Source organism: Noviherbaspirillum aridicola, assembly GCF_019656455.1.
Classification (GTDB): Bacteria; Pseudomonadota; Gammaproteobacteria; order Burkholderiales; family Burkholderiaceae_D; genus Noviherbaspirillum; species Noviherbaspirillum aridicola.
In genome coordinates this window covers 1-25,522 of sequence record NZ_BPMK01000023.1, presented here as the reverse complement: position 1 = coordinate 25,522, position 25,522 = coordinate 1, and the positions used below count along the sequence as shown (strand labels likewise).

Genomic DNA, 25,522 nt, shown 5'->3' with positions numbered 1-25,522 from the left:
GCAGCAACGATCGCAGATGGCCGTCCTCAGGGGCGGCCATTTTTTTTCGACCGTGCTAACCTGTACCGCGTGATCTGATGCAGGAGAAGGCAATGCGTATCGGCGAACTGGCCAGGCGCAGCGGATGCGAAGTCGAGACCATCCGCTACTACGAACGGGAGGGCCTGCTGCCGCAACCGGCGCGCAGCGAAGGCAACTACCGGCAATACAGCGAACGCGACGCGGAGCGGCTGCTCTTCATCCGCCATTGCCGCTCGCTCGGCATGTCGCTCGACGACGTGCGCCTGCTGCAGCGCTTCCAGTCCCAGCCCGACCTCGCGTGCGACGAGGTCAATGCGCTGCTCGACCGCCAGCTGCTGCAGGTGCGGGAGCAGATCGCCTCGCTGCAGCAACTGCAGCGCCAGTTGCAGGAGCTGCGCAGCACCTGCGACGCGCATCTGAGCGCACGCGACTGCGGCATCCTGCGCAATCTGCAAAGCGCCGCCGGCGGCAGCGACTGCGCCTGCCATGCCGAAGGGCAGGGCGCCGGCGGGCAGGCTTGATACAATGCTGTCCCTTTCGCATTCCCCCCATTCAAGGTCCCCATGCTGAGCTACCGCCATGCCTTCCACGCCGGCAATCATGCCGATGTGCTCAAGCACATCGTGCTTATCCAGCTGCTGCGTTATCTCGGGCAGAAGGACACGCCGTACATGTACATCGACACCCACGCGGGCGCCGGCGTGTACGCGCTCGATACCGGTTATGCCGCCAAGAGCGCCGAGTGCGAGACCGGCATTGCGCGCCTGTGGGACCAGAAGGACATGCCCGGCCCGGTGGCTGACTACGTGCAGCTGGTAAGGGACATGAACCCGAGCGGCAAGATGCGCTACTACCCGGGCTCGCCGTACTGCGCCGACCGTGTCGCCCGCGAGCAGGATCGCATCCGCCTGTTTGAACTGCATCCGAGCGACAGCAAGATCCTGCAGGAGAATTTCCAGAAGCGCGAGGCGCACCTGGCCGAGCAGGGGCAGCGCCCGGCTTCCCGCGGCAAGCGGGTAATGATCAACAAGTCGGACGGTTTCACCGGCATCAGGAGCCTGTTGCCGCCGCCGTCGCGCCGCGGCCTGGTGCTCATCGATCCGCCCTACGAAATCAAGGACGACTATCGCAAGGTCAAGCAGATGCTCGACGACGCGCTGGTGCGTTTCGCCACCGGCACCTACGCGGTCTGGTATCCGATGCTGCAGCGCATGGAGTCCCGCCAGCTGCCCGACAAGCTCAAGCGCCTGCCGTGCAGCGGCTGGCTCAACGTCACGCTGTCGGTCGGCGCGCCGGTGCCGGATGGCGTCGGCCTGACCAGCAGCGGCATGTTCATCATCAATCCGCCCTACACGCTCGAACCCATGCTGCGCGAAACCATGCCCTGGCTGGTCAAGACGCTGGCGCGCGACAACGGCGCACGCTTCACGCTGGAGACCGGCCTGCCGGTCACCGGCCCGGGGAAGCGGGCCGACGAGAGCGGCATGCGTCGCGGCCGGGCGGGCTGAACGAGGAAAGCGGGACAGGCAACATGAACAAGGCATTCGTCAAGGAAAGCGAAGGGGACGAGGACGACGACCTCGAGGCCGGAGTCCCGGCCATCCCCGCCGGCACGAAGAACTACATGACGCCGGACGGTCACCGCCGCATGAAGGAAGAGCTGCTGCACCTGATCGACGTCGAGCGGCCGGAAGTGGTGAGGGTGGTGTCGTGGGCCGCCTCCAACGGCGACCGTTCCGAGAATGGCGACTACCTCTACGGCAAGAAGCGGCTGCGGGAAATCGATCGCAGGATACGCTTCCTGACCAAGCGGCTCGATCGGGCGGAGGTGGTCGACCCCAGCGTGCATCACGGCAGCGACCAGATTTTCTTCGGCGCCACCGTCACCTATGAAAACCTCGCCGGGGAAGAGCATACGGTCACCATCGTCGGCATCGATGAACTCGACCCCCTCAACGGCAAGATCAGCTGGATATCCCCGGTCGCGCGGGCGCTGACCAAGATGCGCGAGGGCGACAGCGTGAGCCTGAAGACACCCTCAGGGATGGATGAGCTGACGATACTCGACGTGCGCTATCCCGCGCCGCGCGCCTGACGCCGGACACGCGATTTTTCCGGGTTAGAATTGCTGCATTGCAGAATTTCAATTGCAGCAGATTCGATGACGATCGCGACCAGCAGGCTCAACCATCCCCTGCGCATTCCGCTTGCCGCGGAAGTGCATTCCCGGCCCTTCATGTTCCTTGGCGCGCCCGAGGCCATCACTCATCTCGCGGTCTACATGGGCGAGGGCGGCGAGCCGTCGCCCGGCGGTGCCAACGACCAGCATGCGCTGCTTGCCGGCCTGTGCGCGCATTTCGGTGTGGCGCCGCCGTCCGCCGAAGCCAGGTACTTCTTCCATGAGTTCGGCCGCTTCCGCCTGAAGTGGGAGTGCCATACCGAATTCGCGACGTATACCTTCGCGGCCCGCCAGGAGCGAGGCACCGCCGTCGGTGACGCATTCGCGGGCGTACCGCTGCAGCTCATTCCCCAGGACTGGCTGCTCAGCCTGCAGGGCAAGCTGATGGTCGGCGCCCACCTGTATCTCGACACCTCCGGTCTGCCGAGCCCCGACTACGCGGCGCAGGCGCGCAGCGTATTCGAGGGGCGGCTGCTGGCGGGCAGCCGGGTGCTCAACGGCGGCGAGATATGGACGGACTTCCTGGTGCAGTCGGACGGTTTCAGCCGTTTCCTGGTGCGCGACACCGGACTGCAGGAGCAGCAGGCCGGCCGTCTCGTCCAGCGTGTGCTCGAGATCGAGACCTACCGGATGATGGCCTTGCTCGGCTTCCCGCGCGCGCAGCGGGCGATCCCTCAGCTCAACGGGATCGAGGACGAGCTGGAGACGCTGACCTCGGCCATGGTCGACACCGACGGCAAGCCGCAGCTCGGCGACGACCAGGCCGACGCCGAGCAGGCCCTGCTCAACATGATCACCAGGCTCGCGGCGCGGACCGAAAAGCTGGCGCTGGAAAACAGCTACCGTTTCTCCGCCTCCCAGGCCTACTTCAAGCTGGTACAGGCGCGAATCGAGGAGCTGCGCGAGACCCGCATAGAAGGCTTCCCGACGGTCGAGGAATTCATGGAGCGGCGCCTGGCGCCGGCGATGCACACCTGCCAGGCGGTATCGAGGCGGCAGGAGATCCTGGCCGAGCGCATCGCCCGCACCAACGACCTGTTGCGCACGCGCGTCGGCATCACGCAGGAAAGGCAGAACCGCCGCATCCTCGAATCGCTCAATGCGCGGGCGGCACAGCAGCTGCGCCTGCAGCAGGCGGTGGAGGGGCTGTCGGTGGTGGCGATTTCCTACTACCTGACGGGATTGCTCGGCTATGCCATCAAGGCCGCGAAGGTCGCGGGCCTGCCGCTCAATCCCGAACTCGCAACCGGCCTGGTATTGCCCTTCGTCGCGGCAGGCGTGTGGCTGGGATTGCGGCGGATGCGCGGCAGGCTGCACGCGGGCCACGGCTGACGCCGGGGCCGGGCGCTCAGGCGCGTTCGCGCAGGATGCGGGCGACGCCCGGGATGCGGCGGACGTTGCGCATCAGGCGTGCCAGGTGTACCCGGTCTTCCACCTGTATCGTGAAGCGCAGCTGTTTCATCTGCTGATCGCGGTCGTCGTCCATGCCGACGTGGGTGATGTTGGCGTCGGACTCGCCGATTTCGGCGGCCACCCGGGCGAGCACGCCTTTTTCATTGTTGACCAGGACCTTGATGCGGCAGTCGAAGCGGCGGCTCAGGCCGCTGCCCCAGGCCAGCTCGATCCAGCGTTCCGGTTCTTTCGCATGCTGTCGCTTGGCGAGATCGCAATCGGTGCCATGCACCGTGATGCCCTGGTCGCGCTTGAGCTGGCCGATGATGCCGTCGCCGGGGATGGGCAGGCAGCACGGCGCCAGGTGCACCGCCGTGCCCTCGTTGCCGTAAATGAGCACCGGGTCCAGCTTGCCCTGAGTCTCGGCCTTCAAGGGCGGTAGTTCGCAGGCCGGGTCGTTCTCCATCAGGGTGCGGATATGCCGCGCCACCAGCGTCGCCATGCGCTTGCCGACGCCGATGTCGGCATACAGCTCATCCATCGAACGCGCGCTCGATTCCTTCAGCAGCCGCTCGGCGAGCGCCTCGGCCAGCGGCGGCACGACATCCACCGCGCCGAGCGCCTGCGTCAGCAGGCGCTTGCCGAGTTCGGTCGACTCGGCGAGGTTGATGGTGCGCAGATGATGACGGATCGCCGAACGCGCCTTGCCGGTTCGCACGAAGGTCAGCCAGTTCGGGCTGGGGCGGGAAGAGGGCGCGGTGACGATTTCAACGATGTCGCCGTTGCGCAGTTCGGTGCGCAGCGCCGCGTGCTCGTGGTTCACCCGCGCCGCGATCGCCTGGTCGCCGATGTCGGTATGGATGGTGTAGGCGAAATCGAGCACCGTCGCGCCGCGCGGCAGCGCGATGATCTTCGACTTCGGCGTGAACACGTAGACCGAGTCCGGGAACAGGTCGACCTTCACATGTTCGAGGAACTCCGCCGAATCGCCGGTCTGCTGCTGGATGTCGAGCAGCGACTGCAGCCAGGCGTGCGTGCGCTGCTGCAGGTCGGTCAGGTTGGCGTCGTCGTTCTTGTACAGCCAGTGCGCCGCCACGCCCGCTTCCGCCACCCGGTGCATCTCCTGGGTGCGGATCTGGAACTCCACCGGCGTGCCGTAGGGGCCGATCAGCGTGGTATGCAGCGACTGGTAGCCGTTGAGCTTGGGGATGGCGATGTAATCCTTGAACTTGCCGGGCATGGGCTTGTACAGCGCATGCAGCGTGCCGAGGGCGACATAGCAGTTGGCGAAGCTGTCGACCACGATGCGGAAGCCGTAGACGTCGAGTACCTGGGAGAAGGAGAGATGCTTGTTGCGCATCTTGCGATAGATGCCGAACAGCGTCTTCTCGCGGCCGTACACCTCTGCCCTGATGCCGCTTCCGGCGAGCGTGCCGTTGACGGCCTCGAGAATCTTGCTCACCACTTCGCGCCGGTTGCCGCGCGCCGCCTTGACCGCCTTGGCCAGGGTCCGGTAACGCAACGGGTACAAGTGCGAGAAAGCGAGATCCTGCAGTTCCCGATAGATGTTGTTGAGCCCGAGGCGGTGCGCGATCGGGACGTAGACTTCCATCGTCTCGCGCGCGATGCGCCGCTTCTTCTCCGGCGACATGTAGCCGAGCGTGCGCATGTTGTGCAGCCGGTCCGCCAGTTTGACCAGGATGACGCGCACATCGCGTGCCATCGCCAGCAGCATCTTGCGGAAGTTCTCGGCCTGCGCCTCGATCTGGCTCTGGAATTCGATCTTGTCCAGTTTCGACAGGCCGTCCACCAGGGTGGCCACCGGCGCGCCGAAGCGTTCGATCAGCTCTTCCTTCTTGACGTCCTGGTCTTCCATCACGTCGTGCAGCAGGGCCGCCATGATGGCCTGCGCATCCAGTTTCCAGTCCGCGCAGATCTCGGCCACCGCGATCGGGTGCGAGATATAGGGCTCGCCCGACTTGCGGATCTGACCAAGGTGCATCTCGTCGGAAAAGCGATATGCCTCCTTGACCTTCTTCATTTCGGAAGGCGTCAGGTATGCGGCAAGCTTTTCGTTGAGCAGGGTGACCGAGGCGACGCAGGCATTGTGCGCGGCGCTGTTGTCGGACGGGCGGGAAGGGGAATCGGTGTTCTTGGAGGCCGGGCGACCGTTATTCGCCCGGCTGTCTGGAGCGACTGACAATGCTGAGTCTGCTGGAGTCACGTTCATGGTCAAAGCATATCAGTCGCATGGCGTTTGATGCTACTCAGCTCGGGACTTTTTTCAGCATTTCAATCCCGACCTTGCCGGCCGCGATTTCACGCAGCGCGACGACGGTCGGTTTGTCCTTGGCGTCGACCTTCGGTGTGTGACCCTGCAGCAGCTGGCGGGCACGGTAGGTCGCGGCCAGCGTCAGCTGGAAGCGGTTCGGGACTTGTTTCAGGCAATCTTCAATCGTGATACGGGCCATGGTTGCTCCTAAAAATGTCAGCTCGCGTTGGCGTGGATGCCGAGCTGGGCAAAGAGATAGGTGTTGCGGGCGGCCTGCTGCGCGAAGCGGCAGCGGGTTGCCTTGACGATCGCGGTCAGTTCGGACAAGGCAGTCGCAAACTCTTGATTAATAATAACATATTCGAACTCGGGGGCGTGCGCGATCTCGCCGCCGGCGGCCAGGATACGGCGCGTGATGACGAGATGATCATCCTGTCCGCGCTTCTTCAGCCGTTCCTCCAGGGCTGCAATCGACGGCGGCAGGATGAATACGCCGACCGCGTGCGGGAACTGCTTCCTGACCTGCTGCGCACCCTGCCAGTCGATCTCTAGCAGCACGTCGGTGCCGATCGCCATCGCCTGCTCGATCAGCAGTCGCGACGTGCCGTAGTAATTGCCATGGACTTCCGCCGACTCCAGGAATTCCCCGCTTTCACGCCGCTGCAGGAAATCCTCGACCGTGGTGAAGTAATACTCGCGGCCGTGCTGCTCGCCGGGACGGGGAGGGCGGGTGGTGAAGGAGATGGACAGCTTGATCTCCGGTTCCTGCGCCAGCAGTGCGTTGACCAGGGTGGACTTCCCCGCGCCGGAGGGGGCAACCACCATGAAGAGGCTGCCCGAGTGAGGTTTGGTATCGATCATAAAAAGGCGTGTGTTACGAGGGACGGACGCACTGCCCGCGCAGGCTGCGGGCGTTGCTTATTCCAGGTTCTGCACCTGTTCGCGCATCTGTTCGATCAGCAGCTTCATCGCCATCGAGGCGTCGGACAATTCCTTCAGCGCGGCCTTGGACCCGACGGTATTGGCCTCGCGGTTCAGTTCCTGCATCATGAAGTCCAGGCGCTTGCCGACCTGTCCGCCCTTCTTCAGGATGTGGCGGGTCTCGGCGAGGTGGGCTGACAGGCGCGAGAGTTCTTCCGCGACGTCGATGCGGATCCCGTACAGCGTGACTTCCTGGCGGATGCGCTCGAGCGCCTCGTCGCGGGAAGTGGTCGGCGCGTTGCCGTTGGCGCTCTGGAGGGCGAGTCCGAGCGCTTCCTTCATGCGTTCGGTGGCCTTTTGCTGGAACTGGGAGATCGCCTGCGGCACGAGAGGCGTGATGCGATGGACGATGCCTTCCATTTCCTCGACCCGGGCCAGCAGCATGGCTTGCAGGGCGGCTCCCTCGCGTTCGCGGGTGGCGATGAAGGCGTCGAGCGCGTCGGCGACCGCCGCCTGCACTTCGCCGGACAGCGCTTCCTGTGCAAGATCGCTGTCTTCGATGACGCCCGGCCAGCGCAGGATTTCGTTCACGCTCAGCGCCGCCGCGTCGGGCAGCGTCTGCTTGACTTTCCGTTGCATTTCGGACAATGCTTCGATCACTGCGAGGTTCAGCTGGGGATTCGCGACCGCGGCCGACTTGCGGCCGAAACTCAGCCGGCACTCCACCTTCCCGCGCGTGATGCGTGCCATGATGGCTTCGCGAATGGCGGGCTCGACGGAGCGCAGTTCGTCGTTGATGCGGAACTGCAGGTCGAGAAAACGGGAGTTGACGCTTTTGAGTTCGACAGTCAGGGTGCCGGCGCCGGTCTCGCGGGTGACGACCGCGTAGCCGGTCATGCTGCTGATGGTCAAGATACTATCCCTTCGGCTTTACAAAACAGTGATTTATCAAGACAATCCGGAGTACATTTTTCCAAGACAACATGGCCTCGCAAAACAACGCACCGTTGCCCGATGGACTAGAAATTGCCGGATACCGCATTGTAAAGAAGATTGCGTCCGGCGGGTTCAGTATTGTCTATCTCGCCTATGACGAAGACGGCAATGCCGTGGCCATCAAGGAATACCTGCCGAGCTCGCTGGCCCTGCGCCGCCCCGGTGAACTGGTGCCCGCGATCTCGGCCGACAACCTCCCGGTGTTCCGCATCGGCCTCAAGTGCTTTTTCGAGGAAGGCCGCGCGCTGGCGCGCATCGCGCACCCTAACGTGGTCAGCGTGCTCAACTTCTTCCGCGCCAACGACACCGTCTACATGGTGATGGCCTACGAGTCGGGGCGCTCCCTGCAGGACCATATCCTGAGGCGGCGCGAGAAGGGCGAACGGCCGCTCGTGTCGGAGCGCTTCATCCGCAAGATGTTCAACCAGGTGATGAACGGCCTGCGCGAGGTGCATGCCAACAAGCTGCTGCACCTGGATCTCAAGCCGGGCAACATCTACCTGCGCATGGACGGCACGCCCATCCTGCTCGACTTCGGCGCCGCCCGCCAGACCCTGCGCAGCGACCTGCCCAAGCTGTATCCGATGTACACGCCCGGCTTCGCGGCGCCCGAACTGTACGCGAAGAACGGCAACCTCGGCCCCTGGACCGACATCTACAGCATAGGCGCCTCGATGTTCGCCTGCATGGTCGGGGCGCCGCCCCAGCCCGCCGACCAGCGCAAGGCAGGCGACCGCATGGAAGAGCACTTCCGCAAGTTGGAAAGCATGTATTCCCGCGAGCTGCTGGATGTGATCCGGTGGTCGCTCAAGCTCGATCCGCTGGAGCGGCCGCAGAGCGTGTTCGCGCTGCAGAAAGCGCTGCGCGAACCGGTCTCGACCCGCAAGGAAACGCCGCTGATCGCCCGGGTGGCCGATCGGCTGCGCGGGCTGCTCGCCGGTCTCGGCAAGCCCCGTGCGCTCGGCGCGAACACCACCGTCCATCAACAACATACCCGGTAGCTTGCAATGCGATTCTCCGTTTATCAGGAAAGCCAGGTTGGCGGCCGCAAGAACAACCAGGACAGGATGGGCTACAGCTTCACCCGCGACGCGCTGCTGTTGCTGCTCGCGGACGGCATGGGCGGACACATCCAGGGCGAGATGGCGGCGACCATCGCGCTGCAGACCATCGGCTCGCTGTTCCAGCAGAATGCCACGCCCTATGTGAAGAAACCGGAGAAGTTCCTCGAGGACAGCTTCTTCGCCGCGCACCGCGAAATCCACCGCTACCGGGCCATCAACAACCTGTCCGAAACGCCGCGCACCACCATCGTGGGCTGCCTGATCCAGCACAACTGCGCCTACTGGGCGCATTGCGGCGATTCGCGCCTGTACTGGATGCGCCAGGGGCAGATCCTCGCGCGTACGCGCGACCACTCCCGCATCGAAACCCTGATTGCGCAGGGCAAGGTCAGTCCCGCCGAACGCGACACGCACCCCGAGCGCAACCGGCTGTTCAACTGCCTCGGCGCCCCCAACATGCCGATCGTCGAGCTGTCGCGGCGGGCCAGCCTGGAGGCGGGCGACGTGATTCTGCTCTGCTCCGACGGGCTGTGGTCGGTTCTGCCCGATCATGTGCTCGCCCAGAGCCTGCATCAGCACACCGTCGTGCGCGCGGTCCCGGAACTGCTGCAACTTGCGACCGGCATCGCCGGCAAGACGAGCGATAATGTCACCGCGCTGGCGGTGGCATGGGAAAGCGGCAACACGGTGGGCGAATCGCCGACCACGATCACCACCAATACGCTCCCTGTGGGCAGCGTGGCGACCACCATCCAGGCACCCCGGGCGGATCTCGATCCGGCCGATGTCTTCGATGACGAAGAAATCGAGAAAGCCATCGCCGAAATCCGCGGAGCGATCGAAAAGACTTCCCGCATCACTTCCAAGAACTGAGACCGACATGTCTGAACAACGTCCGAGCGGACGCGCGGCCGATGCGCTGCGCGCGGTCCGCCTTACCCGGGATTACACCCGCCATGCCGAAGGTTCGGTGCTGGTCGAGTTCGGCGATACCCGTGTCATCTGCACCGCGAGCATCGAGGACAAGGTGCCGGGTTTCCTCAAGGGCAAGGGGCAGGGCTGGCTCACCGCCGAATACGGCATGCTGCCGCGCTCCACGCATACGCGGATGGACCGCGAGGCGGCGCGCGGCAAGCAGTCCGGTCGCACCCAGGAAATCCAGCGCCTGATCGGCCGCTCGCTGCGGGCCGCGTTCGATCTGGACGCTTTCGGCGAGCGCACGCTGCAGCTCGACTGCGACGTGATCCAGGCCGACGGCGGCACGCGCACGGCTTCCATCACCGGCGCCATGGTCGCCGCTTATGATGCCTTCGGCAAACTCGTGCAATCCGGACAACTCGCCGCGGTGCCGGTACGGCATTTCGTGGCCGCGGTGTCGGTCGGCGTGTATAGCGGCATGCCGGTACTGGATCTGGACTACCTTGAAGATTCGGACTGCGACACCGATATGAATGTGGTGATGAACGACGCCGGCCATTTTATCGAGGTGCAGGGAACGGCCGAGGGCGACGCCTTCGACCGCGCCACCATGAACCGCCTGCTCGATCTGGCCGACGCCGGTATCGCGCGCCTGATCGCGCTGCAGAAACAGGCGCTCGGCCTGACTGCCTGAGCGCAAGCGATGTCTTGCTCCGCGGCGAGGCTTCCTGCCCGCCGCGGTTTTCTTTTTTGAATGCCATGACCCGAACACTCGTACTCGCCTCCAACAACCCCGGCAAGCTGAAGGAATTCGGCGAGCTGCTCGGACCGCTCGGTTTCGAGGTGCGGCCGCAGGGCGACTTCGGCGTGCCGGAAGCAGAGGAGCCGCATCCGACCTTCGTCGAAAACGCGCTGGCCAAGGCAAGGCATGCCGCGCGCCTGACCGGCCTGCCGGCGCTGGCCGACGATTCCGGCGTCTGCGCGGCGGCGCTCGGCGGCCGTCCCGGCGTCCACTCCGCCCGTTACGCGGGCGAGCCCAGGTCCGACCTGCGCAACAATGAAAAACTGGTGGCCGAACTGTCCGCGCTCGGCGACAGGTCGGCGTGGTATTACTGCGTGCTCGTCTATGTGCGCAGCGCCGACGACCCGCAGCCGGTGATCGCCGACGGCCGCTGGGACGGCGAGATCATCGCCGCCCCTCGCGGCAGCGGCGGCTTCGGCTACGATCCGCATTTCCTGCTGCCTGCGCTCGGACGGACCGCGGCCGAGCTGACGGCCGAGGAAAAGCACCGCTTCTCCCATCGCGGCCAGGCCTTGCGGGCGCTGGTGGAGAAGCTGCGATGATTCCGATCCGACCGGTGCAGGACACGGGCAAGCCGGCGGGGCAGGGACCGGCGCAGGCGGCGACCGCCTTTCTCAAGCCGGGCGCGCTGCAACTCACCGCATTGCCGCCGCTGTCGCTGTATGTGCACTTTCCCTGGTGCGTGCGCAAATGTCCCTACTGCGACTTCAATTCGCACGAAGCCAGGAACGGTTTCCCGGAGCAGGAGTATCTCGATGCCTTGCGCGCCGATCTCGAGCAGGCGCTGCCGCTCATCTGGGGCCGCAAGATCTACACCGTTTTCATCGGCGGCGGCACCCCGAGCCTGATGTCCGCCGCCGGTCTCGACCGACTGATGTCGGACATACGCAGCCTGCTGCCGCTCGACGGCAGGGCGGAGATCACGATGGAAGCGAATCCGGGCACTTTCGAAGCCGACAAGTTCCGCTCCTATCGCGCCAGCGGCATCAACCGCCTGTCGATCGGCATCCAGAGCTTCAATCCGCGTCATCTGTCCGCGCTCGGCCGCATCCATGACGGCGATGAGGCGCGCAAGGCGGTGGAGATCGCCCACGCCAATTTCGACAACTTCAACCTCGACCTGATGTACGCGCTGCCCGGCCAGAGCCTCGCCGAGGCGGCCGAAGACGTCCAGGCCGCGATCGCGTTCGCGCCGCCGCATCTGTCCCTGTATCACCTGACGCTGGAGCCGAACACCTACTTCGCGAAATTCCCGCCCGTGGTGCCGGACGATGACACCAGCGCCGAGATGCAGGACATGATCCGGGAGCGGACCGGCGCCGCCGGCTACCGTCAGTACGAAGTCTCCGCCTATGCGCAACCGGGCCGGCAGGCGCGCCACAATCTCAACTACTGGCAGTTCGGCGACTATCTCGGCATCGGCGCCGGGGCCCATTCCAAGCTGTCCTTCCCGCACCGTATCGTGCGGCAGATGCGCTACAAGCAGCCGAAGGCCTACCTCGACAACATGCGGGCGGGCCAGCCGGTACAGGAAGAGTTCGAGGTGGAACGGGGCGAACTCGGATTCGAGTTCATGCTCAACGCGCTGCGCCTGGTCGACGGCTTCGAGGTCAACCTCTTTGCCGAGCGGACGGGAATCGCGCTGAACGCGCTGGAGAAGTCGCTGACGCAGGCCGAGGCAAAGGGCTTGCTGTACCGCGACCACAAGATCATTCGCCCGACCGATCTCGGGCAGCGCTTTCTGAACGACCTGCAGCAGATGTTCCTGCCTTAGCGGCAGCGGGAGTTGGTATAATCCCGGCTCCTGAGCGGGACGCATGTGCCCCGCGTCTCTGGAAGAGTGGCCGAGCGGTTTAAGGCACTGGTCTTGAAAACCAGCGAAGGGGTAACCCTTCCGTGGGTTCGAATCCCACCTCTTCCGCCAGGCCTTCCTCCAGTCTGTACAGCGCGGGATGGCCGGATCCCGTCATTCCCGTTACGCCGTCAGCAGTTTTCGCTGTCCCGTCGCATCTTCAAGCCTCGGCGCCGCCGCAGCCTGTCCCTGCAGACGGAACACGCTCACCGCCTCGGCCAGTCCTGCCGCCTGGCTGCGCATGTTTTCGGATGCGGCGAGGGCTTCCTCGACCAGTGCCGCATTCTGCTGCGTGACCTGGTCCATCTGGCTCACCGCCTGGCTGATCTGCTCGATGCCCGAGGTCTGCTCCTGGCTGGCCTGCATGATCTCGTGCATGATGGTCGCGACCTGGCGGATGCTTTGCACCACTTCGTCCATCTTTGCACCGGCCTGGCCCACCAGCGTGGTGCCGCCGTCCACTTTCTCGACGGTGCTGCTGATCAGGACCTTGATTTCCCGGGCGGCCTGGGCGGAGCGCTGGGCGAGGCTGCGTACTTCGCTCGCGACCACCGCGAAGCCCCGGCCCTGTTCGCCGGCACGCGCGGCCTCGACCGCCGCGTTGAGCGCAAGGATATTGGTCTGGAAGGCGATGCCGTCGATGACCGAAATGATGTCCACGATCTTGCGCGACGCTGCCTGGATATCGCCCATCGTGTTCACGACCTGCGAGACGACTTCGCCGCCGTCGTGCGCGACGGTGGAGGCATTGGCCGCGAGCTGGTTGGCCTGGCGTGCGCTTTCCGCATTCTGCTTGACGGTCGAGGTCAGCTCTTCCAGGGAAGAGGCGGTCTCTTCCAGCGAGCCGGCCTGGTGCTCGGTGCGGGCCGACAGGTCGGCATTGCCCGAGGCGATCTGGGCCGACGCGGTGGCAATGGTTTCGGTGCCGGTCCGCACCTTGCTGACGATCTCCGCCAGGCTTTCATTCATGTGCCGCAGAGCCGCCATCAGCTTGCCGGTCTCATCATTGCTGTTGACCCGGATGTCCTGTGTGAGGTCGCCATCCGCCACGCTCTCGGCAACCTTGACCGCCATGCCGAGCTGCCCGGTGATGGTGCGCACCAGCATGGCGCCGATGGCGACGGCGACGAACAGTCCTGCGAGTACGCCGCCAATGGTTGCCATGCGCACGATCTCATAGGTCGATTCCGCCTGCTCGTATTCCATGCGCGCCGCGTCGAGCTGGCGCTTGATGAGGGCGTTGACCTGCTCGCGCACCGGCGCCAGCAGTTCCGTCATCGGCCCGTGCACCGCCGTGACCGCGGACTGGGTGTCGAGCACGGTCAGCGCCTCGATCGCCGGCTTCATGCCCTCGGCCACGTATTTCTTGTGGCGGGCGGCGAACTCGTCGGCCAGCTTGCGCTCTTCCGCAGACAGATCGCCCGACATGAACTCCGACCATTTGGCGTCGATCAGCTTGTTGCGCTCGGCGATTGCCTTGAGCGAGGCTTCGAGACCGCTCTGTTCGCCGGTCAGCACCTTGCTGATGCCCGACTCGTTTTCATCGATCAGACGCACCACCTGGTCAAGCAGGCCGAGACGGACAAGCCGCTCCTCATAGACGACCCTGAGCGCCGAGTTGGCGCCGGAGAGCGTGACGATGCCGATGATGCCGCCGACGACGAGCTGAATGCAGAGCAGTGCGAGGACCGCGACCAGGCGGGTCCTGAGGGTGAGATTTTTGAGCATGGCGCTTGCTTTTTGAGTTCGCGGTACTTGCCCGGCATGGATGGCGCCGGACACCCTGGGGCGCGGCATGCGCCCTGTGATTGCCAGAGAGCAACAAGTATGCCCGCTCGGCAGGGGAAGCGCAATGCGTTTCGGCGCGCGACGTGCAGGGGTGACAGCCGGACAACGCATGTCGCCTTAATTCGCGTGGCTATGACGGCGAGCAAGACCGGCCGTCGGGCGGGGCGGTGTAATGCCCTGATTTTGTAGCGTTATATGGAGAGTCGAATGAGCCAGACGCCGGAAGAGCAGGCCAACCTCGCAACCTGGGCGCAGATCAGCGAGGACGTGAAACGCCTGGGACTGGATGCGGACGAGGGCATGGAGATCGCCAGCGTGACCGGAGCGATCGCGCAGGCGCGCGGGTATCCGCTGGAAGTGGTGATGGATGCCCTGCTGGAGGGCGTCCAGCAGGGCGTGCTCAGCATCGAGCGCAACCGGGTGCGCTATCGCAACTGAGACGCCTCCGGCGCCGCATCAGGGCTTGGGCGGCGCGTCCCCGGTCTTCTGTGGCGCCTGCGGATGCAGATAGGAAAAGCGCGGGCGCTGTTCTTCGGCGCTCGGCCTGCGGTCCGCGTAATTCTGTTCTTCCACCACATCGAGATACTGACTGCCATCGAGCGGCCGGCCGACATACGGGCCGGCTGGACGCAGTTCCGTGCCTTCCTGCGCGGCAGGGGTCGGGATGGTGTCGGAGGATGGACGGGAAGGGGGCGTGGCTTGGTCGGACATGGCTGCTCCTTTCGCATGAGTGGATGCTGCTTGGACCCGCGCATCGCCCTCTACGTTCTGCTGATCACGCTCCGGGTCACGCCTTGAGGAAACTCTTGACGCCGCTCTTGCGCAGTACTTCTCCCCAGGAGTCGATGTGGTAGATGTCGCCCACCTTGTGCAGCACCACCCCGAACTCCTCGCGCAAGCGGTTGACGCCGGCATCGATGCTGTCGCGCTCGAAGCCCGTGAGATCGGCGATGGCCGATACCGTGGGACGTTCGAGCAGATCGATGGCCGACAGCAGGACAAACAGACGGCGCGCGTCGTTGTCCGGATATTGCGGCACGCCAAATTCGTTCTTCGGATAATCCATCGAAACCTCTCGGTCTGGACAGCAGGACACGGCGGCCGGGGCCGCCGCACTTTCCGTTTTCATCGGCAGCAAAACAGGCAAACAGTTCCGGCGCTGGCTTTCTTCGGCATCTGCAAAAAGGGCGCCGCCGACGGTAAAAATTGCAGCGGCACGGCGCGCCCGTACGCTCCCGCGCGGCGGCATGCGGTTTTCCCGGCGCCGGCACGATTTTCGCTGACGGGCGTGCCGAAAGGAGGTGTAGATGAAGCCAAGACTGAAGAAACTGCACGACCAGGTCGTCGTGATCACGGGTGCCAGCAGCGGCATCGGTTTAACCACGGCAAGAATGGCGGCCGCCCGGGGCGCCCGGCTGGTGCTGGCGGCACGCAACGAGGACGCGCTGCGTCAACTGGCAGCCGAGATCGAGTCGCGGGGCGGGCAGGCACTGGCGGTCGTCGCCGATGTCGGTTCCGAAGATGACATGCGCCGGGTTGCGGCAGCGGCGGTCGAGCGCTTCGGCGGATTCGACACCTGGATCAACAATGCCGGCGTGTCCATCTTCGGCCGGCTCGAAGAGGTGTCGAGCGAGGACCACCGGCAACTCTTCCAGACCAACTTCTGGGGCGTGGTGCACGGTTCGCTGGTCGCGGCCGAACATCTGCGCAGGCAGGGCGGTGGCGCGATCATCAACCTCGGCAGCGAGGTGTCGGACCGTGCGGTACCGCTGCAGGGGATGTATGCGGCGTCCAAGCATGCGGTCAAGGGCTTCACCGACGCCCTGCGCATGGAGCTGGAGGAAGAGGGGCTGCCGATATCGGTCACCCTGATCAAGCCGGCGGCGATCGACACCATGTTCGTCGCCCATGCGAGGAATTATCTCGAGGTGGAGCCGCAGCTGCCGCCGCCGATCTACGCGCCGGACGTTGCCGCCGATGCCATCCTGCACGCCGCCGAGCATCCCGTGCGCGACCTCTTCGTGGGCAGTGGCGCCAAGGCCGTGTCCGCGGCCTCCCACTATGCGCCGCGCCTGGTGGACCGCGTGATGGAGCGCTTCATGTTTTCGCAGCAGAAGTCGTCGCAGCCGCCGGGCGACCGCAGCCGGCACAGCCTGTACAAGCCCGGCGTCGGGCTGCAGGAGCGCCAGGGCGATCCGCGCATGGTGCGTGAGCACAGCGTCTACACCGCCGCGGTCAAGCGGCCCGGAACCGCGCTCACCGCCGCAGCCGGCCTCGGCCTGCTGACCTGGATGTTCCTGCGCGGACGCGGCACCGGCACCCGCGCTGTTGCAACCCAGTCCGTCTGAGGAGGCCACACCATGCCCGAACTGAGCCGGGAGCAGTTTTCCCAACTGAAGAAGATGCTGGATGACAGGTACGAAGCCCTGCGCGTCGAACTCAATGACGAAATGCGCACCCGGGATGAGAACATCGGCGCGACGACCGAAGAAGTGCCCGACTCCGCCGATTCCTCGTTCGCCCACCTGACCATGGACCTCGACAACGCCGCCGTCACGCGGGACGTCGCGGAAAGGCGCGCGATCGAAGGCGCGCATGCGAGGATGAACGAGGGCACCTACGGCATCTGCGTCGACTGCGGCGTCGACATCCCGTTCGAACGCCTGCAGGTCCAGCCGGCGGCCGAGCGCTGCGCACCCTGTCAGGAGAGGTACGAAAAGTCGCATGAGGCCGGGGGCGGACGCGGCCCCACCCTGTAGGAGGGCGCTGCGCAAATTCTCCGCGTTGACCGTACAATGCCAGCTGTAAAGCGAACAACGGAACGATGCGGAAGGGAAAAACATGGATGCGAGCCTGCGCCAGCTGCTGGAGAAAATGCCGAAAGCGGAGCTGCACATGCACATAGAAGGTTCGCTCGAACCGGAGCTGATTTTCGCTCTGGCCGAGCGCAACGGGGTCACGCTCAAGTACAGCTCGGTCGACGAACTGCGGCGCGCCTATGCCTTCACCGACCTGCAGTCCTTCCTCGACATCTACTACGCCGGCGCCAGCGTCCTGCTCAAGGAGCAGGACTTCTACGACATGACCCGCGCCTATCTCGGGCGCGCGCATGCCGACAACGTGCGGCATGCCGAGCTGTTCTTCGATCCGCAGACGCACACCGAACGCGGCGTCGATTTCGGCACCGTCATCAGCGGCATCCATCGCGCGCTGCAGGACGCCGCGACGGAGTGGGGCATGAGCGGCGCGCTCATCATGTGCTTCCTGCGCCACCTGTCGGAAGAGGATGCCTTCGCCACGCTCGAACAGGCGCTGCCCTACCGCGACAAGTTCATCGGCGTCGGACTGGATTCATCCGAGCGCGGCCATCCGCCGGAGAAGTTCGCGCGCGTGTTCGCACGCTGCCGCGAACTCGGCCTGCGACTGGTTGCGCATGCCGGCGAAGAAGGGCCGCCGGAATACATCCGCACCGCGCTCGACGTGCTGAAGGTCGAGCGCATCGACCACGGCGTGCGCTGCCTCGAGGATGCCGAACTCACGCAGCGGCTGGCGCGCGACAAGGTGCCGCTGACCGTCTGCCCGCTGTCCAACGTCAAGCTGCGGGTGTTCGACCGCGCGGCGGACCACAATCTCCAGCGCCTGCTCGATGCGGGCCTGACCGTTACCATCAATTCGGACGACCCCGCCTATTTCGGCGGATACGTGAACGACAATTTCACGGAAATGTTTTCGGTGCTGCCGCTGGACCAGCGGCATGCGCGCCAGCTGGCGCGCGACAGCTTTGCCGCTTCCTTCCTGCCGGAGCAGGACAAGCGCAGGCTGATGGCTGAAGTCGATGCCTTCTTCGCGCAATAGCGGCGGGCAGCACCGCTGAAGCAAGGGCGATCTGCCGGCATCCGGCGAGCGCCAGAACGTGGAGGTAGCCATGGCCGAAACCCTGTCGGCTGCTGCGCTCGCGGGCGGGATGTCGTGGGCGAGCGGGATACGACTTTACATGACCCTGTTTCTTGCCGGCTGGTTCGGCAGGGCGGGGTGGATCGATCTGCCGCCCGCGCTGGAGGTTTTGCAGTCGCCCTGGGTGCTCGCCGTCACCGGCATGTTGTTCGTGGTTGAATTCCTCGCCGACAAGGTGCCCGGCATCGACTCGGCCTGGGATGCGGTGCAGACCTTCATCCGGGTCCCGGCGGGCGCGGTGCTCGGTGCCGCGGCGCTGGGCGACATGGCGCCCGAGTGGACGGCCGTCGCCGGACTGCTGGGCGGCACCTTCGCGGCCGGCGCGCACCTGACCAAGGCCGGCAGCCGCGCGCTCATCAATACCTCGCCAGAACCCTTCAGCAACTGGGCCGCCTCGTTCTCGGAGGATGTGGCGGTGGTGGGGGCGCTGTTCGCGGCGTTTTATCATCCCTGGCTGCTGTTTGCCATTCTCGTCGTCTTTTTCCTTGTTGCCATCTGGCTGATGCCCAAGCTCTGGCGCGGCATGCGGTGGCTGTTCCGAAAGCTGAGTACCTGATGCTCTTCCAGGCATTGCTGATGACGCGCCGCGACTGGCGCGCGGGTGAGTTGCGTTTCCTTTTGCTGGCGCTCGTCGTCGCCGTGGCGTCCCTGTCTTCCGTCGGTTTCTTTGTCGACCGCATGCGCGCCGGACTGAACCGGGATGCGCACCAGCTGCTGGGCGGCGACCTCGTGATCAACGCCGACCGGCCGGTGAGCCAGGCATGGCGCGCTGAAGCGGTGCGCCGCGGGCTGCGCGTGGCGGACACGACGACCTTCCCGAGCATGGCGCTGGCGGGGCAGGGCGATGACGTGCGCTCCCAGCTCGCCTCGGTCAAGGCAGTCTCGCCCGGCTATCCGCTGCGCGGCGCCATGAAACTCGAAGATCCCGCCGACAGGGCGGGCGGCGGCACCGCGGCGAACGGCATTCCCGGGCCGGGCACGGTGTGGGCCGACCCGGCCGTGCTTTCGGCGCTCGGCATCGCCGTCGGTGACAGCCTGCGCCTGGGCGAAAGCAGCTTCAGGGTGGCGGCCGCGATCGCCGTGGAGCCGGACCGGGGCGCCGGCTTCATCAATTTCGCGCCGCGCGTCATGCTCCCGCTCGCCGACCTCGAGGCCACCGGCCTGATCCAGGGTGGCTCGCGGGTCACCTACCGCCTGCTGCTGGCCGGCGCGCCGCAGGATGTGCAGGCCTTCCACGGCTGGGTGACCAGGCAGATCCGCGATGAAAACCTCAAGGGCGTGCGGGTCGAGTCGCTCGAATCCGGCCGTCCCGAAATGCGTGCCACGCTCGACCGCGCGGAGCAGTTCCTGGCACTGGTCAGCCTGCTGTCGGCGATGCTGGCCGCCGTCGCCATTGCCATGGCCGCGCGCCGCTTCATGCTTCGGCACATCGACGCGTGCGCGATGCTGCGCTGCCTCGGCCTGACCCAGCGGCAGGTGACCGAGATCTATCTCCTCGAATTCCTCGCGGTGGGTATCGCCGGCGGGCTGCTCGGCATCGCCGTGGGCTTCGCCGCCCATTATGTGCTGCTCGAATGGCTGGGCCGGCTCGTGACCGACACCCTGCCGCCGCCGACCTTCATGCCCGCCCTGCAGGGCATCGCCACCGGCATTCTGCTCCTGGTCGGTTTTGCGTTGCCGCCCGTCCTGCAGCTGCGCAACGTGCCGCACAACCGCGTGATACGACGCGAGCAGGATCCGCCCCGGCCCGCCACGCTCGCAAGCTACGTGCTCGGCCTCTCGGTGTTCATCGGCCTGCTGGTGTGGCAGACGCGGGATATCAAGCTCGCGCTGCTGACCGCGGGCGGATTCATCGGCGGCTTCGCGGCGTTCGCACTGCTCGGCTGGCTCAGCCTGCGCGCCCTGCGCCTCCTGCGCGGCCATGTCACGCATCCCGGCTGGCGTTTCGCCATCACCGGGCTGCAGCGGCGCACCGGCGCAACAGTCGTGCAAACCGTCGCGCTCTCGCTCGGACTGATGGCCTTGCTGCTGCTGACCGTGGTTCGAGGCGACCTGCTCGCGGCCTGGCGCAATGCCACGCCGCCCGACGCGCCCAACCGTTTCGTGATCAATATCCAGCCGGAACAGAAGGCGGAGTTCGAGAGCAGGCTCAATGCCGCCGGCATCGAGGATGCACAACTGTATCCGATGATCCGCGGCCGCCTGGTCGGCATCAACGGCAAGCCCGTCACCGGAGACACTTACGTCGAGGACCGGGCGCGTCGCCTGGTGGACCGTGAATTCAACCTGTCGACGATGCGCACCATGCCGTCGCAGAACCGGATATCAGCCGGGCAGTGGTTCGACGACAGCGGGCCGGCCGCATCAGTGGAGGAGGGCCTGGCCAAGACGCTTGGCCTGCGTCTCGGAGACCGTCTGCAATTCGACATCGGCGGCCAGCAGGTGGAAGCCCCCGTGACCAGCCTGCGCAAGCTGGAGTGGGGATCGATGCGCGTGAACTTCTTCGTGATCCTCAATCCCGCGATCATGCGCGACATGCCGCAGACCTGGATCACCGCGTTTCACCTGCCCGAAGCCAAGGCGACGCTCGTCGGCGATCTCACCCAGGCGTTTCCCAATCTGACGGTGGTCGATGTCGGCAGCATGATCAGGCAGATGCAGTCGGTGCTCGACCAGGTGGTGGTGGCGGTCGAATTCCTGTTCGTCTTCACGCTCGCCGCCGGCGTGCTCGTGCTGTATGCGGCGCTGCTCGGTTCGCAGGACGAGCGCATCCGCGAGTCGGGCCTGCTGCGCGCGCTGGGCGCCACCCGCGCGCAATTGTCGCGGGCGCAGTGGATGGAGTTCGCAATGGTCGGCGCGCTCTCGGGCCTGCTGGCCGCCACCGGCGCGGCCGCCGTCGGCTGGGCGCTTTCCCGCTACGTATTCAACTTCGAATGGGCATTCAGCCCGCTCGTCTGGGTTGCCGGCCTCGCCGCCGGCTGCGTCTGCGCATTCGCCGGCGGCTGGGCCGGCCTGCGCGGCGTGCTGCGCCACCCCCCGCTGGCGACGCTGCGCGGCAGCTGACCGCCTCTCTTGCCCCGCAGCCGCTTCCGCGCGGCGCGGGCGCCTCCCGGCAACATCTTTAATCAAGATTAAGTCTTGCCCTGCGGGCAGGTGCTCTAGCGCAAGACCGCGAGAGCCCCGTGCCCTATCTTGACTACTGTCGCGGAGCCGCAGCACGTCATCACCGGACAGCAATTCCAACGGCTTCGCGCTTGCGTTTCAAGCTGAAAAAACGGGCGTGCGAACACTTTGCAACGCTTTCGGACAGGGCCAATTTCAATCTTGTTTCACGTTGATAAGCCTCAAAACAGGCCTAAAACGGGAACGTAGAGTTGTATATCAGTTAAGTTTAAGTGGCTGTATGGCAACGATTTTCGGTTTCCGGTACAGCTCATCAGCCCGGGTCCGACCGCTTGCGACGCCGTTATAAAAACGACTTTCAAGGCCAGGCTTCGGAATGGCTGATCCGTATTCATCAAGTGGGGTAAAGACATGAAGTTCTCTTCCAAGGCATCTGCAAAACGCTGGAGCGTCGTTCTTCTCATGCCGTTGCTGGCTGCCGGTTGCGCGTCGGTTTCGCCCGGCTTGCACTTCAACCGCCCGGCCGCATCCTCGGGCTCCAGCGCGCCCGACTCCGCTGCCGCGTCCGCGGAGGAGATGAACGCAGTGCTCAAACCGATCACCCCGCAACTCGTGAAGATGGAGCGCGACCTGCGCGAAAAGCAGGTCAGCCAGGACATCAGCGCGCTTCTCGGCAAACCGGCGCCGTACACCATCGACAGCGGCGACGTGCTGTCGGTCGTCGTCTGGGACCATCCCGAACTCAGCAGCTCCGCAACGACCGCCGCGGGCATCCCGGCGGGCACCGGCTCCGACGCCTCGACCTCCGCCACGACTGCGCCTCCGGCCGGCTTCATCGTCGACCATGAGGGCATGATCCAGTTTCCCTACGCCGGCCCGATCAAGGTGGCCGGCCTGACCCAGGACCAGGCGCGCAACCTGTTGACCAGCAAGCTCTCCAAGTACCTGCGGCAGCCGAAGGTGACCCTGCGCGTGCAGTCGTACCGCAGCAAGCGCGTCTACGTGGACGGCGAGGTCAAGAACCCGGGCCTGCAGGCGATCAACGACATCCCGATGACGCTGGTGGAGGCGATCAACCGCGCCGGCGGCGTGCTGCCTACCGGTGACCAGAGCCAGGTCGTGGTGAACCGCAACGGCGTCAACTATCACGTGAACCTGCCGCAGCTCGTGCAGCGCGGCGTCAATCCCGGCAGCATCATTCTCGCCAACGGCGACGTGGTGCGTGTCCGTTCCCGCGACGAAAGCAAGGTGTTCGTGTCCGGCGAAGTGGTCAGCCCGCGTGCGCTGCCGATGTACAACGGCCGCCTGACGCTGAACGAAGCGCTCGGCGAATCCGGTGGCATCAACCCCACCAGCGGCGACGGCAGCCAGATCTATGTGATCCGCAAGAACGGCACCGATCAGGTCGTGTACCAGCTCGACGGGCGCAGCCCCGGCGCGCTCGCGATGGCGGAAGGCTTCGAGCTGAGTCCGAAGGATGTCGTGTACGTCGCCGCGACGCCGCTGGCCAACTGGCACCGCGCCATCAGCCTGATCCTCCCGGGCGCGCTGTCTTCGGCAGTCGGCGCAGTCGGACCGGCCCGCTGACGCGGCCGAGGCAGTCGGACGGGGCGCAGCGGTACGCCCCGTCGCGCGGCCGCCATCACGCGTCCCCGATCACGTAAGAATCAACCAAGAGCAAACAATCCTATGATGAACCATCCGATCCCCCCTCAGTTGACCGGTCCCGTTCCCGTGTACCGGCCGGAAGAAAAGAAAGAAGCCGAACTGGGCACCTATCTCGACGTCCTGTGGGAGAGCCGCTGGCTGATCGCGACGATTGCCGTCGTCGTCACCCTGCTCGGCGCCGTCTATGCCTTTACGGCGAAGTCGGTCTACCAGGCGAGCATGCTGATCCATGTCGAGGAAGAAGGCCAGCAGCGCTCGCAGAACATCGTGGGCGACCTGCAGTCGATGTTCGACGTCAAGACTTCCGCGCTCGCCGAAATGGAGCTTGTCCAGTCGCGCCTCGTCGTCTCCCGCGCCACGGACAACCTGCGCCTCTACATCAATGCCGGGCCCAAGTATTTCCCGGTCATCGGGCGCTGGATCGCTGACCGCAACCAGAAGCTGTCGAATCCGGGCGTGCTCGGATACGGCGGTTTCGCCTGGGGCGCCGAGCGCATCGACGCGGCGGTGTTCAATGTGCCCGATGCGCTGCTCAACCGCGAATTCGTCGTCATCGCCGAAGGCAACGGCGGCTATCGGCTGACGCAGAAGGAGCAGGGCATCGACCTCAGGGCCAAGGTCGGCGAGACCGCGATCTTCGAACTGCCCAAGGGCACGATCGAAGTCCGCGTCGACCGCCTCGACGCGAAGCCGGGCGCTGAATTCCTCATGAGCCGCGCTTCCCGCCTGGCCACCATCGAGGGTATCCAGAGCGGTCTCAAGGTGCAGGAACTCGGGGGCAAGCAGTCTGGCGTGATCGGCGTCTCCCTGCAGGGCTCGAACCCGGCTTTCGTGCATACCGTACTGAATGAGATCGGCAAGGAGTACGTCAAGCAGAACGCCGCACGTCAGACCGAGGATGCGGAAAAGTCGCTGGCCTACCTGAACAAGCAGCTGCCGGAGATCAAGACCCAGCTGGAGCAGGCCGAGGCCAAGTACAACGCGTTCCGCAACGCCAACGGCACCGTCGACCTGGGTGAAGAGTCGAAGCTCAGCCTGCAGCAGTCTTCGGCGGCCAAGCTGAGGAAGCTGGAGCTGCAGCAGAAGAAGATCGAGCTTCTCGCGCGCTACACCGATGATCACCCCGCGGTGCAGGGCATCGACATGCAGCTGCGCGAGATCAACGGCCAGATCAACGCAATGAACGACCACATCAAGCAGCTGCCGCAGATCGAGCAGAACCTGCTGCGCCTGCAGCGCGAAGTCAAGGTCAACACCGACCTCTACACGCAGCTGCTCAATACCGCCCAGCAGATGCGCCTGATCACCGTCGGCAAGGTGAGCAATGTCCGCTTGGTCGATCCGCCGATGGTGCCGGAGAAGCCGGTGAAGCCGAACCGCCCGGTGATTCTCGCGCTCGCGCTGATGGCTGGCCTGTTCTTCGGCGTCGTCGCGGCCTTCTTCCGCAAGTCGCTCACCGGCAGCATCGACACCCCGGAGCAGCTGGAGCAGATCGCAGGCGTGCCGGTGTACGCCACCATCCCGCACAGCAAGAAGCAGCGGGAGCTCTACCAGCAGGTCAATGCGAAACACCAGAAGGTGCCGCTGCTTGCCAACGTGTCCTCCGGCGACGTGGCCGTGGAAAGCCTGCGCAACTTCCGCACCGCGCTCCAGTATGCGATGCCCAGCTTCAAGAACAACATCGTTCTGATCAGCGGCGCAACGCCGGGGATGGGCAAGTCCTTCGTGTCGGCCAACCTGGCCGCCATCATGGCTGCCACCGGCAAGCGTGTGCTCCTGATCGACGGCGACCTGCGCAACGGCCTGCTGCATCTGTACTTCGGCTTCGGCCGGCATGACGGCCTTTCCGATGCCATCGCCGGCGCACGCCGCCTCGACCAGGTGATTCATCATGACGTGATCGAAAACCTCGACTTCATCACCACCGGCACCCTGCCGCAGCACCCGTCCGAACTGCTGCTGCGTCCGAACTTCGGCGCCTTCCTGCAGGAGCTGTCGGCGCGTTATGACCTGGTGCTGGTCGACGCGCCGCCGATCCTCGCGGTCGCCGACACAATGATCATCGGCGCACATGTCGGGGCGATCTACATCATGACCCGCGCGGGCGTGACGACGCCGGGCGAGATCAACGAATCGATGAAGCGTCTCGCGCAGGCCGGACTCGAAGCCAAGGGCGTCCTGTTCAACGACCTGAAGGTTCGTCCCGGTCGCTATGGCTACGGCTACGGCTACACCTACGGTGGCCGCTCCTACAACCAGCGCCCCGCCGGCAACACTCCGCTCATCGAAGCTTCCTGAGCCCGACGAGACTGCCGCGTCCGAGTGAATGGACATACGTCCACGCATTCGGCGCGGCTTTTTTCTTTTCACGAGGGGGCATGCATAAGCCTTCCGCTACCTAGAACGACTGAAACTGGATCCAACATCGTGGTAAATCTCTCTCCCAGCATTTTCAAAGCCTACGACATCCGCGGCATCGTCGGCAAAACCCTCGATGCCGACGTGGCGCGCCAGATCGGCCGCGCCTTCGGCACCGCCGCTCGTGACAAGGGCGAGCGCAGCGTGGCCATTG

General features: G+C 65.2%; 25 protein-coding genes, 1 tRNA gene and 1 pseudogene. 19 read left to right on the top strand and 8 right to left on the bottom strand.

Annotated elements, in window-relative coordinates:
- Positions 1–92: 92 nt before the first annotated feature.
- The 4 genes from cadR to NCCP691_RS20255 all read left to right on the top strand — a co-directional run bounded on the left by cadR (position 93) and on the right by NCCP691_RS20255 (position 3,532).
- Positions 93–542, top strand: a complete 450-nt coding sequence (gene cadR / locus NCCP691_RS20270) for a Cd(II)/Pb(II)-responsive transcriptional regulator (protein WP_220810385.1) — start codon at positions 93–95, stop codon at positions 540–542.
- A 42-nt stretch (positions 543–584) separates the two neighbouring features.
- The gene (locus NCCP691_RS20265; RefSeq protein WP_220810384.1) at positions 585–1,529 is read left to right on the top strand and encodes a 23S rRNA (adenine(2030)-N(6))-methyltransferase RlmJ; all 945 of its coding nucleotides are present in this window, start codon (positions 585–587) and stop codon (positions 1,527–1,529) included.
- A gap of 23 nt (positions 1,530–1,552) precedes the next feature.
- Complete coding sequence (gene greB, locus NCCP691_RS20260) at positions 1,553–2,116, top strand: transcription elongation factor GreB (protein ID WP_220810383.1); 564 nt, start codon at positions 1,553–1,555, stop codon at positions 2,114–2,116.
- Positions 2,117–2,182: 66 nt separating this feature from the next.
- Positions 2,183–3,532 carry a DUF3422 family protein gene (locus NCCP691_RS20255; RefSeq protein WP_220810382.1) on the top strand — a complete coding sequence of 450 codons (1,350 nt, stop codon included), beginning with the start codon at positions 2,183–2,185 and terminating at the stop codon, positions 3,530–3,532.
- A gap of 16 nt (positions 3,533–3,548) precedes the next feature.
- Here NCCP691_RS20255 and NCCP691_RS20250 read toward each other — a convergent pair whose 3' ends face one another.
- The 4 genes from NCCP691_RS20250 to NCCP691_RS20235 are packed head-to-tail and all read right to left on the bottom strand — an operon-like array spanning position 3,549 to position 7,697.
- Positions 3,549–5,822: a RelA/SpoT family protein gene (locus NCCP691_RS20250; RefSeq protein ID WP_220810381.1), complete on the bottom strand. Its 2,274-nt coding sequence runs from the start codon at positions 5,820–5,822 to the stop codon at positions 3,549–3,551.
- Between the two features lie 37 nt (positions 5,823–5,859).
- Entirely contained in the window at positions 5,860–6,063 is a 204-nt protein-coding gene (rpoZ, locus tag NCCP691_RS20245) for a DNA-directed RNA polymerase subunit omega (protein ID WP_220810380.1), read from the bottom strand.
- Positions 6,064–6,080: 17 nt separating this feature from the next.
- The gene (gene gmk / locus NCCP691_RS20240) at positions 6,081–6,725 is read right to left on the bottom strand and encodes a guanylate kinase (RefSeq protein WP_220810379.1); all 645 of its coding nucleotides are present in this window, start codon (positions 6,723–6,725) and stop codon (positions 6,081–6,083) included.
- A 57-nt stretch (positions 6,726–6,782) separates the two neighbouring features.
- Positions 6,783–7,697, bottom strand: a complete 915-nt coding sequence (locus NCCP691_RS20235; RefSeq protein ID WP_373870376.1) for a YicC/YloC family endoribonuclease — start codon at positions 7,695–7,697, stop codon at positions 6,783–6,785.
- Between the two features lie 71 nt (positions 7,698–7,768).
- On the opposite strand from NCCP691_RS20235, the gene NCCP691_RS20230 reads away from it, so the two are divergent.
- The 6 genes from NCCP691_RS20230 (at position 7,769) to NCCP691_RS20205 (ending at position 12,489) form a co-directional block, all read left to right on the top strand.
- On the top strand, positions 7,769–8,782 hold the full coding sequence (locus NCCP691_RS20230; protein ID WP_220810378.1) for a serine/threonine-protein kinase: 1,014 nt from the start codon (positions 7,769–7,771) through the stop codon (positions 8,780–8,782).
- A gap of 6 nt (positions 8,783–8,788) precedes the next feature.
- Positions 8,789–9,718: a PP2C family protein-serine/threonine phosphatase gene (locus NCCP691_RS20225; RefSeq protein ID WP_220810377.1), complete on the top strand. Its 930-nt coding sequence runs from the start codon at positions 8,789–8,791 to the stop codon at positions 9,716–9,718.
- A gap of 7 nt (positions 9,719–9,725) precedes the next feature.
- Positions 9,726–10,457 carry a ribonuclease PH gene (gene rph, locus NCCP691_RS20220; protein WP_220810376.1) on the top strand — a complete coding sequence of 244 codons (732 nt, stop codon included), beginning with the start codon at positions 9,726–9,728 and terminating at the stop codon, positions 10,455–10,457.
- A 65-nt stretch (positions 10,458–10,522) separates the two neighbouring features.
- Entirely contained in the window at positions 10,523–11,107 is a 585-nt protein-coding gene (rdgB, locus tag NCCP691_RS20215; RefSeq protein ID WP_220810375.1) for an RdgB/HAM1 family non-canonical purine NTP pyrophosphatase, read from the top strand.
- A complete protein-coding gene (hemW, locus tag NCCP691_RS20210; protein ID WP_220810374.1) occupies positions 11,104–12,339 on the top strand; it encodes a radical SAM family heme chaperone HemW in 1,236 nt (411 codons plus the stop codon). Before rdgB ends, hemW begins: the two co-directional genes overlap by 4 nt.
- Positions 12,340–12,399: 60 nt before the next feature.
- Positions 12,400–12,489 (top strand) — tRNA-Ser (locus NCCP691_RS20205).
- 51 nt (positions 12,490–12,540) lie between these two features.
- Here the strand turns inward: NCCP691_RS20205 and NCCP691_RS20200 are convergent.
- Entirely contained in the window at positions 12,541–14,145 is a 1,605-nt protein-coding gene (locus NCCP691_RS20200) for a methyl-accepting chemotaxis protein (RefSeq protein ID WP_220810373.1), read from the bottom strand.
- Between the two features lie 267 nt (positions 14,146–14,412).
- On the opposite strand from NCCP691_RS20200, the gene NCCP691_RS20195 reads away from it, so the two are divergent.
- Positions 14,413–14,643, top strand: coding sequence for a hypothetical protein (locus NCCP691_RS20195; RefSeq protein ID WP_220810372.1), 231 nt, complete (start codon positions 14,413–14,415; stop codon positions 14,641–14,643).
- 18 nt (positions 14,644–14,661) lie between these two features.
- Here NCCP691_RS20195 and NCCP691_RS20190 read toward each other — a convergent pair whose 3' ends face one another.
- Both NCCP691_RS20190 and NCCP691_RS21445 read right to left on the bottom strand, forming a co-directional pair.
- Positions 14,662–14,916, bottom strand: coding sequence for a hypothetical protein (locus NCCP691_RS20190; protein ID WP_220810371.1), 255 nt, complete (start codon positions 14,914–14,916; stop codon positions 14,662–14,664).
- A 76-nt stretch (positions 14,917–14,992) separates the two neighbouring features.
- Entirely contained in the window at positions 14,993–15,454 is a 462-nt protein-coding gene (locus NCCP691_RS21445) for a hypothetical protein (RefSeq protein ID WP_238482526.1), read from the bottom strand.
- A 58-nt stretch (positions 15,455–15,512) separates the two neighbouring features.
- Here NCCP691_RS21445 and NCCP691_RS20180 point away from each other — a divergent pair, with 58 nt between their 5' ends.
- The 5 genes from NCCP691_RS20180 (at position 15,513) to NCCP691_RS20160 (ending at position 21,222) form a co-directional block, all read left to right on the top strand.
- Positions 15,513–16,553 carry an SDR family oxidoreductase gene (locus tag NCCP691_RS20180; protein WP_220810370.1) on the top strand — a complete coding sequence of 347 codons (1,041 nt, stop codon included), beginning with the start codon at positions 15,513–15,515 and terminating at the stop codon, positions 16,551–16,553.
- A gap of 12 nt (positions 16,554–16,565) precedes the next feature.
- On the top strand, positions 16,566–16,964 hold the full coding sequence (locus tag NCCP691_RS20175) for a TraR/DksA family transcriptional regulator (protein WP_220810369.1): 399 nt from the start codon (positions 16,566–16,568) through the stop codon (positions 16,962–16,964).
- Positions 16,965–17,046: 82 nt separating this feature from the next.
- Positions 17,047–18,060, top strand: coding sequence for an adenosine deaminase (locus NCCP691_RS20170; protein WP_220810368.1), 1,014 nt, complete (start codon positions 17,047–17,049; stop codon positions 18,058–18,060).
- A gap of 70 nt (positions 18,061–18,130) precedes the next feature.
- Entirely contained in the window at positions 18,131–18,715 is a 585-nt protein-coding gene (locus NCCP691_RS20165) for a DUF4126 domain-containing protein (RefSeq protein ID WP_220810367.1), read from the top strand.
- Positions 18,715–21,222, top strand: a complete 2,508-nt coding sequence (locus NCCP691_RS20160; protein WP_220810366.1) for an ABC transporter permease — start codon at positions 18,715–18,717, stop codon at positions 21,220–21,222. Before NCCP691_RS20165 ends, NCCP691_RS20160 begins: the two co-directional genes overlap by 1 nt.
- A gap of 281 nt (positions 21,223–21,503) precedes the next feature.
- Here the strand turns inward: NCCP691_RS20160 and NCCP691_RS21440 are convergent, their stop codons facing one another.
- Positions 21,504–21,875 (bottom strand): hypothetical protein, encoded by a 372-nt coding sequence (locus NCCP691_RS21440; protein ID WP_238482525.1) that lies wholly within the window; start codon positions 21,873–21,875, stop codon positions 21,504–21,506.
- Here NCCP691_RS21440 and NCCP691_RS20155 point away from each other — a divergent pair.
- The 3 genes and pseudogenes from NCCP691_RS20155 to NCCP691_RS20145 form a co-directional block, all read left to right on the top strand.
- Positions 21,859–22,869: a polysaccharide biosynthesis/export family protein gene (locus NCCP691_RS20155; protein ID WP_238482524.1), complete on the top strand. Its 1,011-nt coding sequence runs from the start codon at positions 21,859–21,861 to the stop codon at positions 22,867–22,869. The two genes, NCCP691_RS21440 and NCCP691_RS20155, sit on opposite strands and share 17 nt — an antisense overlap.
- Before the next feature lie 102 nt (positions 22,870–22,971).
- A complete protein-coding gene (locus NCCP691_RS20150; protein ID WP_238482523.1) occupies positions 22,972–25,248 on the top strand; it encodes a polysaccharide biosynthesis tyrosine autokinase in 2,277 nt (758 codons plus the stop codon).
- Between the two features lie 84 nt (positions 25,249–25,332).
- Positions 25,333–25,522 (top strand): annotated as a pseudogene (locus NCCP691_RS20145) (hypothetical protein); the annotation flags it as partial.

Excerpts from the sequence above, each read along its gene's own strand:
- cadR (WP_220810385.1), top strand. The coding sequence starts at position 93 with ATGCGTATCGGCGAACTGGCCAGGCGCAGCGGATGCGAAGTCGAGACC.
- NCCP691_RS20265 (WP_220810384.1), top strand. The coding sequence starts at position 585 with ATGCTGAGCTACCGCCATGCCTTCCACGCCGGCAATCATGCCGATGTG.
- greB (WP_220810383.1), top strand. The coding sequence starts at position 1,553 with ATGAACAAGGCATTCGTCAAGGAAAGCGAAGGGGACGAGGACGACGAC.
- NCCP691_RS20255 (WP_220810382.1), top strand. The coding sequence starts at position 2,183 with ATGACGATCGCGACCAGCAGGCTCAACCATCCCCTGCGCATTCCGCTT.
- NCCP691_RS20250 (WP_220810381.1), bottom strand. The coding sequence starts at position 5,822 with ATGAACGTGACTCCAGCAGACTCAGCATTGTCAGTCGCTCCAGACAGC.
- rpoZ (WP_220810380.1), bottom strand. The coding sequence starts at position 6,063 with ATGGCCCGTATCACGATTGAAGATTGCCTGAAACAAGTCCCGAACCGC.
- gmk (WP_220810379.1), bottom strand. The coding sequence starts at position 6,725 with ATGATCGATACCAAACCTCACTCGGGCAGCCTCTTCATGGTGGTTGCC.
- NCCP691_RS20230 (WP_220810378.1), top strand. The coding sequence starts at position 7,769 with ATGGCCTCGCAAAACAACGCACCGTTGCCCGATGGACTAGAAATTGCC.
- NCCP691_RS20225 (WP_220810377.1), top strand. The coding sequence starts at position 8,789 with ATGCGATTCTCCGTTTATCAGGAAAGCCAGGTTGGCGGCCGCAAGAAC.
- rph (WP_220810376.1), top strand. The coding sequence starts at position 9,726 with ATGTCTGAACAACGTCCGAGCGGACGCGCGGCCGATGCGCTGCGCGCG.
- rdgB (WP_220810375.1), top strand. The coding sequence starts at position 10,523 with ATGACCCGAACACTCGTACTCGCCTCCAACAACCCCGGCAAGCTGAAG.
- hemW (WP_220810374.1), top strand. The coding sequence starts at position 11,104 with ATGATTCCGATCCGACCGGTGCAGGACACGGGCAAGCCGGCGGGGCAG.
- NCCP691_RS20200 (WP_220810373.1), bottom strand. The coding sequence starts at position 14,145 with ATGCTCAAAAATCTCACCCTCAGGACCCGCCTGGTCGCGGTCCTCGCA.
- NCCP691_RS20195 (WP_220810372.1), top strand. The coding sequence starts at position 14,413 with ATGAGCCAGACGCCGGAAGAGCAGGCCAACCTCGCAACCTGGGCGCAG.
- NCCP691_RS20190 (WP_220810371.1), bottom strand. The coding sequence starts at position 14,916 with ATGTCCGACCAAGCCACGCCCCCTTCCCGTCCATCCTCCGACACCATC.
- NCCP691_RS21445 (WP_238482526.1), bottom strand. The coding sequence starts at position 15,454 with ATGCCGCCGCGCGGGAGCGTACGGGCGCGCCGTGCCGCTGCAATTTTT.
- NCCP691_RS20180 (WP_220810370.1), top strand. The coding sequence starts at position 15,513 with ATGAAGCCAAGACTGAAGAAACTGCACGACCAGGTCGTCGTGATCACG.
- NCCP691_RS20175 (WP_220810369.1), top strand. The coding sequence starts at position 16,566 with ATGCCCGAACTGAGCCGGGAGCAGTTTTCCCAACTGAAGAAGATGCTG.
- NCCP691_RS20170 (WP_220810368.1), top strand. The coding sequence starts at position 17,047 with ATGGATGCGAGCCTGCGCCAGCTGCTGGAGAAAATGCCGAAAGCGGAG.
- NCCP691_RS20165 (WP_220810367.1), top strand. The coding sequence starts at position 18,131 with ATGGCCGAAACCCTGTCGGCTGCTGCGCTCGCGGGCGGGATGTCGTGG.
- NCCP691_RS20160 (WP_220810366.1), top strand. The coding sequence starts at position 18,715 with ATGCTCTTCCAGGCATTGCTGATGACGCGCCGCGACTGGCGCGCGGGT.
- NCCP691_RS20155 (WP_238482524.1), top strand. The coding sequence starts at position 21,859 with ATGAACGCAGTGCTCAAACCGATCACCCCGCAACTCGTGAAGATGGAG.
- NCCP691_RS20150 (WP_238482523.1), top strand. The coding sequence starts at position 22,972 with ATGATGAACCATCCGATCCCCCCTCAGTTGACCGGTCCCGTTCCCGTG.